Origin of the sequence: Nocardiopsis sediminis (assembly GCF_042650565.1) — a bacterium.
Lineage (GTDB): Bacteria > Actinomycetota > Actinomycetes > Streptosporangiales > Streptosporangiaceae > Nocardiopsis_B > Nocardiopsis_B sediminis.
In genome coordinates, this window is record NZ_JBHSBH010000029.1 from 1 (window position 1) to 6,967 (window position 6,967).

Consider the following 6,967-nt stretch of genomic DNA (forward strand, 5'->3'; position numbering starts at 1 on the left):
AACGTCTCGACGATGGGGGTCATCAATGGGGAGTGGAAGGCGTGGGAGACGTTCAGCACCCGGGTTTTGCGGCCGAGTTCGCGGAAGTGGGTGGTGATGGTGTGGATGGTGGGGGCGTGGCCGGAGACGACGGTGGCGTGGGGGGCGTTGTGGGCGGCGATCCCCGCGTGGTGCTCCTGGCCTTCCAGCAGGGGAGCGATCTCGTCGGGGGTGGCGTCGATGGCGGCCATGGTGCCGCCCTCGGGGAGGGATTGCATGAGGCGGCCGCGGGTGGCCACGAGCCGGGCGGCGTCGGTCAAGGACAGGGCGCCGGAGGCGTGGTGGGCGGTGATCTCGCCCAGCGAGTGGCCGGTCATGTAGTCCGGGTGGACACCCCACGATTCCAGCAGGCGGAACAGGGCGGTTTCGAGGGCGAAGAGGGCGGGTTGGGTGTAGGCGGTCTGGTCCAGCAGGCGGGCGTGCTCTGTCCCCGGGGTGGCCCACATGACGTGCTTGAGGGGGTGGTCCAGGTACGGGTCCAGCGCGTCGCAGGCGGCGTCCAACGCTGCGGCGAAGGTGGGGAAGGTGGTGTAGAGGTGGCGTCCCATGCCGGGGTGCTGGGCGCCTTGCCCGGAGAACAGAAACGCGGTTTTGGCCTGGCCACCGGTGGGGGTGTGGCCGGTGATGAGGTTGGGGGGCGGGGTCGACGTGATGGCGCCGGGGCCGGTGGTCCAGGCCTCGGGTCCGTTGTCGCTGAGGTGGGTGAGGGCGGTGAGCAGGTCGTCGCGGGTGGTGGCGAGGATGACCGCCCGGTGGGGGTGGTGGGTGCGGGTCGTGGCCAGGGCCAGCGCGGTGTCGTGGAGGGAGTGGCCGGGATTCGCCGCAAGGTGCTCAGCGAGCCGCTTGGCATAAGCGGGCAGGCGGGAAGCATCGGGGGCCGAGAGCAGGACGGGGACGGTGGGCAACGCCTGCGCGCCGGCCTCCACCGCATCGGCGTCGACGGCGGTCGTCTCCCCGGCCCCGGCTATCGCGGTCCCGGTGCCGTTGTGGCCGCTCCCGGTGGGCGCAGCCTCCTCGGCCGTCTCGGGTGCCTGTTCGAGGATGATGTGGGCGTTGGTGCCGCTGATCCCGAACGAGGACACCCCGGCCCGCCGCGGCTGATCGGAGTGCTCGGGCCACGGCCGGGCCTCGTCCAGCAGCCGCACCTGCCCGGCGTCCCAGTCGATGTGGGTGGACGGCGTCGACGCGTGAAGGGTCCGGGGAAGGAGCCCTTCCCGCGAGGCCATCACCATCTTGATCACCCCCGCGACTCCGGAGGCGGCCTGCGCGTGGCCGATGTTGGTCTTGACCGACCCGAGCCACAGCGGAGCCTCGGCGTCGCGGTCGCGGCCATAGGTCGCGAGCAGTGCATGCGCTTCGATCGGATCGCCGAGGGTGGTGCCGGTGCCGTGCGCCTCCACCGCGTCGACGTCGCCCGGCTCCAAGCCGGCGTTCGCCAAGGCCTGGCGCATCACCCGCTCCTGCGACGGCCCGCTCGGCGCGGACAGTCCATTGCTCGCGCCGTCCTGGTTGATGGCGCTGCCGCGAATCACCCCGAGGATGTGGTGCCCGTTGGCCTCGGCGTCGGACAACCGCTCCAGCAGGATCATGCCCACGCCTTCGGAGAACACGGTGCCGTCGGCGTCGTCGGAGAACGCCTTGATCCGGGCATCGCGCGCCAGGCCGCGCTGACGGCTGAAGTCCACGAGGAGTTCGGGCGTCGCCATGACGGTGACACCCCCGGCGAGGGCGAGGGTGCTCTCCCCCCGGCGCAGCGACTCACACGCCAGGTGGATGCCCACCAGCGACGACGAGCAGGCGGTGTCGACGGTGACCGCCGGACCCTCCAGTCCGAGGACATAGGCGACCCGGCCCGACATCACCGAACCCGCGTTACCGGTCTGGAGATAGCCTTCGACCCCCGCGGACAGCGCCGCGGTCCCGGTGCCGTATCCCGTCTGCGTGCCGCCGATGAAGACGCCGGTCGGGCTGCCCCGCAGCACCGCCGGGTCGATCCCCGCCCGCTCCAGCACCTCCCACGACACCTCCAGCAGCAGCCGCTGCTGGGGGTCCATCGCCACGGCCTCACGCGGACTGATCCCGAAGAACCCCGGATCGAACTCCCCCGCGCTCTCCAGGAACCCGCCCTCGCGCACATACGCCGTCCCCGCATGATCCGGATCCGGGTCGTACAACGCGTCCAGGTCCCATCCGCGATTGTCCGGGAACGGAGTGATGCCCGACCCACCTCGGACCACCATGTCCCACAGGTCCTCCGGAGAGGCCACACCGCCGGGATAGCGGCAACCCATCGCCACGATCGCCACCGGCTCCGCGGCATCCGCCCCCGCAGAGACAGCGGCCCGCACCACAGGTGCGTCCTTCGACGCGGTTCCGCCCAGACGCTCCAACAGGAACGCCGCCAGAGCGGCAGGGGTGGGGTGGTCGAAGACCGCGGTCGCCGGAAGACGGGTCCCGGCTGCGCGTCCCAGCCGGTTGCGCAGCTCCACCGACGTCAGGGAGTCGAACCCCAGATCCTGGAACGGGCGACCCGCCGCAACGGCGTCAGGCGAGGAGTGCCCCAGCACGGCGGCGGCCTCCGCCCGCACCAGAGAGACGACCACATGCTCCCGCTCCGCCAGCGGCAGCCCCGCCAAGCGCTCTTCCAGCGCCGACCCACCGGCCGAGCCTCCTCCCGAGGCTGCGGTGGCCCGGACCGCACGCCGCGCAGGCGCCGCCACCAGCCCCCGCAACACCGCAGGAACACCACCATCACGCGAGGCCAGCACGCGGCCGTCCACCGGCAGCGGAAGCACGAACGGCTCCGCTCCGGCCAACGCGGCATCGAGCAGCGACATGCCCTGCTCAGCGTCCAGCGCGGTGAACCCCAACCGCGACAGCCGGTCCAGATCGCCGTCCGAGAGCCGGCGCGTCATCCCACCCGTCTCGGGCGACCAGACGCCCCAAGCGAGCGAAAGTCCGGGCAGACCGTCACGGACGCGGGCCTGGGCCAGAGCATCGAGGAAGGCGTTGGCGGCGGAGTAGTTGCCCTGCCCGGCACTGTCCAGGGATCCGGCGGATGCCGAGTACAGGGTGAACGTCGCCAGGTCCAGGCCGGCGGTCGCCCGGTGCAGCCACCAGGCGGCGTCGGCCTTCGGCGCCAGCACCCGGCCGATGGCGTCATCGTCCAGCGATGGAACGACGCCGTCGGCGAGCACACCGGCGGTGTGGAACACCCCCGTCAGCGGATGCTCTTCGGGCACCTGTCCGAGCAGGTCGTCCACCCCGTCGCGGGTGGACACGTCCGCGGCCACGACCTCCACCGTGGCTCCTGCTGCTTCGAGGTCGGCGACGAGTTCGGTGGTGCCTTCGGCGTCGGGTCCGCGACGCGAAGCCAGCACGAGGTGGCGCACCTCGTGCTGGCTGACGAGGTGGCGGGCGAGCATCGCACCCAGCCCGCCGGTGCCGCCGGTGATCAGGACGGTGCCTTCGGGATCCCATGCGCGGGGGATGGTGAGGATGATCTTTCCCCGGTGGCGGGCCTGCGCCATGAACCGGAACGCCTCCCCGGCCCGGCGCACATCCCAGCACTGCACCGGCAGCGGGGACAGCTCGCCTGCCGCGCAGGCCGCCAGCACCTCATCGAGCATCTGACCGACACGGTTGGCTCCGGCGTCCATCAGGTCGAAGGTCCGGTACACCACACCCGGATACGCCTCGGCGACCTGCTCGGGGGTGCGGCGGTCGGTCTTGCCCATCTCGATGAACCGGCCACCCTCACCCAGCAGGGCAAGGGACGCATCCGTGAACTCGCCCGCAAGCGAGTTCAGGACCACGTCGACCGCGCCGAACTTCTCGGCGAAGCCCAGATCACGGGACGAGGAGATGTGGTCCTCCGCCAACCCCAATCCCCGCAGCACGTCCCACTTTCCCGGGGAGGCCGTCGCGAAGACCTCCGCACCGCGGCTCTTCGCGATCTGGATCGCGGCCATCCCGACACCACCGGCACCCGAATGCACCAGCACCCGGTCGCCCGAGGAAATCCCGGCGAGATCGATCAACCCGTACCAGGCCGTCGTGAATGCGATCGGGACGCCGGCGCCTTCAGCGAACCCCCAGCCTTCCGGCATCGGGGCCACCAGGACAGCGGGGCTCACCACCCGCGGGCCGAACGCCGCCTCGCCGACACCGACGACCCGGTCGCCCACCGACAGGTTCTCAACTCCGGGACCGACCTCGCTGACCACACCGGCGAACTCGCCACCGATGGGCTCGCCCTGCTCCGGCACCATGCCGAGCGTGACCACCACGTCGCGGAAGTTCACCCCGGCCGCACGGACGTCGACCCGGATCTCGCCGGGAGCCAGCACACGGTCGAACTGCGGCGCCGCCACGAGGCCGAGGCCATCGATCGACCCCGTCTCCACCGCGTCCAGCCGCCAGGCGCCGGAACCGGCGGGCACCGCGAGGTCGCGGCCGGTGTCGGCCCGGGCCACCCGCGGGACCAGCACCTCACCATCCCGCACCGCCACCTGCGGTTCGCCCTCGACCCCCAGCACGGACGCCAAGGCCTCCAGCGACTTCGTCGCCGCGTCCACGTCGACCAGCAGCACCCGGCCCGGCGACTCCGCCTGCGCAGAACGCACCAACCCGGAAACGGCCGCCCCCACCAGGCCGGGAGCCCGGTCACCCGGGCCGGCCGCAACGGCGCCCTTGGTCACCACGACCAGTCGCGCATCAGCCAGCCGGTCATCGGCCAGCCACGTCTGCACCACCTTCAGCACATCGCCGAGGCCTTGACGGACCTCGCCCGGGACGCCATCCGAACTCGTGTCCCCGCCGAAGCCGACCGCCGGAAGCGGGCACGGGACGACGATGGTCGAGACGTCCTCCTGCGCGGCGGCCGACTCAAGATCGGCGACCCCGCGGACCCGCAGGCCGACGCGCCCCAGCGCCTCGGTGACACCGAAGTCCTCGCCGAGCACGTCGGCGACGGTGACGACCTCAGCGTCGGCCACCGCCTCCGGCGCCGCGCCCGTCAGGGCCACCCAGTCCATGTGCAGCAGCGACGACGGCGAAGCGGCCGCGGGCGCCGCCTGCTGGTCCGTGATCTCCCTCAGGGCCAGCGAGTCGACCGAGGCGACCGGCTGACTCTCGGAGTCGGCGGCCTCCAGCACCACCGAACCGTCGTCGGTGAACCGCACTCGCACGCGCAGCCGGTCGGCCCCGGCCGCCCACAGCTGGACGCCGGTCCAGGAGAAGGGCAGAGCGACGCGCTCATCGGGCGACTTCTTCGCGCGTTCGGCGACGCCGGAGGCGTGGAGTGCGGAGTCCAGCAGCGCGGGGTGGATCCCGAACGAACCCGCCTCGGACGCTTCGCGCTCGTCGAGCGCGATCTCGGCGAACACCTCACCATCACGCGTCCACGCACGCCGCAGCCCCTGAAACGCCGGACCGTACCCGTACCCCTGCACGGCCAGGCCCTCGTAATGGCCCGTCACATCGACCTCACGCGCACCCGCCGGAGGCCACTCCACCAGGTCGAACCCGGCCCCACTCGAACGACCGGCGACCAGCGCACCCGACGCATGACGCACCCACGAACCGGGCACCGCCCCGGACACGGGGCGGGAGTACACCGACACCGCACGCCGCCCGGTCTCGTCGGCGCCACCCGCCACCACCCGCAGGACCACCGGGTCATCCCCCAGCACCAACGGGGCCTCCAGCGTCAGCTCCTCCACCACCGGGCAGCCGACCTCATCACCCGCACGCACCGCCAACTCCACGAACCCGGTGCCCGGGAAGAACACCCGGTCCTCCACCCCGTGGTCGGCCAGCCACGGATGCGACGACACCGATACCCGCCCCGTCAGCACCACGCCACCCTCGTCGGGCAGCTCCACCGCGGCACCCACCAACGGGTGATCGGCGTCTTCCAGCCCGGCCCCGCGCACGTCCGCGCCCGAGGCGAGTTCCAGCCAGAACCGCTCCCGCTGGAAGGCGTACGTCGGCAGCAGCACGGACACCGGTTCCGCGTCCGTTTCCGGCCGCATCCCCGACACCACGGCGGCCCAGTCGACGTCCGCACCGGCCGCGAACGCCTCGCCGGCCGACAGCAGGAAGCGCTCCGCGCCCCCCTCACCGCGCCGCAGCGAGCCCACCACCGACCCGGACCGGCCGGCGCCCTCCACGATGTCCTGGATGCTCATCCGCAGCACCGGGTGCGCGGAGACCTCGATGAAGAGGTCGTGGCCGTCGCGAACGGCCGCTCGCACGGATTCGTCGAACCGCACGCGCTCGCGCAGGTTGGTGTACCAGTAGCCGGCGTTCAGCTCCTTGGTGTCCAGCGGCTCGCCGGTGACCGTGGAGTAGAAGGGGGTGTCGATGGTGACCGGCTCGATCCCGGCCAGCTCCGCCGGGACGACTTCGCGCAGCCGCTCCACCTGCGCGGAGTGCGACGCGTAGTCCACGGCGATCTTCCGGGCCTTGACACCGGCGCCGGTGAGCTCCGTGAACAGTTCGTCCAGGTCCGCAGCGCCGCCGGACACCACGGTGGAGGTGGGCCCGTTGACGGCGGCCACGGAGATCCGGTCGCCCCACGGCTCGATGCGCTGGAGCACCTGCTCTTGGGGCAGCGGGACGGACATCATGCCGCCGGTTCCGGCGAGCTCCTTGCCGATGGCCTGGCTGCGCAGGGCGACGACGCGCGCCGCGTCCTCCAGCGAGAGCGCCCCGGAGACGCAGGCGGCGGCGACCTCGCCCTGCGAGTGCCCGACGAAGGCGGAGGGGATGACGCCGACCGACTTCCACAGCGCGGCCAGCGACACCATCACGGCCCAGGTGGCGGGCTGGACGACGTCCACGCGGTCGAGAGTGGGGGCTCCGGGGCGCTCGTGGAGGACGTCGAACAGGTCCCAGTCCACGAACTCCGACAGCGCACGCGCGC

At 72.2% G+C, this 6,967-nt stretch carries 1 protein-coding gene; it reads right to left on the reverse strand.

Going from position 1 to position 6,967, the window contains the following annotated elements; all coding sequences use genetic code 11:
• Positions 1-6,967: SDR family NAD(P)-dependent oxidoreductase (locus ACFOVU_RS29345; RefSeq protein WP_378538757.1), on the reverse strand; the 6,967-nt coding region annotated here is incomplete at both ends.